1 pseudogene is annotated in these 897 nt (G+C 40.4%); it reads right to left on the bottom strand.

The window, feature by feature from the left end:
• A pseudogene (locus tag M989_RS25370) lies at positions 1 to 804 on the bottom strand (site-specific integrase); the annotation flags it as partial.
• Between the last annotated feature and the right edge of the window lie 93 nt (positions 805 to 897).

Here is an 897-nt window from a genome sequence, read left to right on the forward strand (position 1 = left end):
TAGTTCCAAAACTCGATGTGAGTACTCATTTTTTAATGATGGTGCATGTGTTCTTGGATCGGTCATATTTTGAGGCATACTAATGATTAAGCTAAATTTATCTCCACTGATACTAGCTTTAACCGATGAGCACTCTAACAATAACAACTCACCAACACGCAACCCATAGTTGAGCATTAACCGTATAATTAAATAATTGCGAAATTGAATAAATCCTGAAGGGAAGGGGTTTAGAAGGTTATTTTTATGTTTTGAACTCGGTACGACTATGCGATATACATTTTCAACCATATCACCAGTCATGCTCTGAAATCCTTGAGTGACTCGAGAATAATACCGCTGATTGCTTCTTTCCAGAGTTTTAAAGTCGTCTTTACATATCAGCAATCGAGTGTTGAGACGGGATGCATGACGAGACAATTCTTTGGGCGTTTCATTTCGATAGTACGGAGATACATAGGTAGCAATCAGGTAGCCTATGAATCTAATCACTGCACGTACTCTAGAAGCATTTGTCATGCCGCTAGAATGTTTAAATGGCAGTAATCGTGGTGCGAAGCTGACCATGCGACCATTTTCTAAGTATTGAAAAAAATCTGTCATCTCCTGAATAGCGATTGCAGGGTCATGTCCCGAGCAGTAAAAGCTATAGCAGAATGTGGCTCTATGCTTCATGTACCAGAACTCATAAAAAAACTTAATCGCCTGGAGAGAAGCTGATTGAGTTGAAAGCGAGCGATACTCAAGATGGTCAACTAGATACCTAAGCGGATAAAGTGCTGGCAGACAGATTTTTACATCCATCAGAATCCAGTGCCTTCGGCCGTTTGAACTTACAATCTGGGTAAGTGAGTACATAGAAATACCCAACAATCAGCATGCGGTGTGAATCGCCAC

Source organism: Kluyvera georgiana ATCC 51603 (assembly GCF_001654985.1).
Taxonomy (GTDB): Bacteria; Pseudomonadota; Gammaproteobacteria; order Enterobacterales; family Enterobacteriaceae; genus Kluyvera; species Kluyvera georgiana.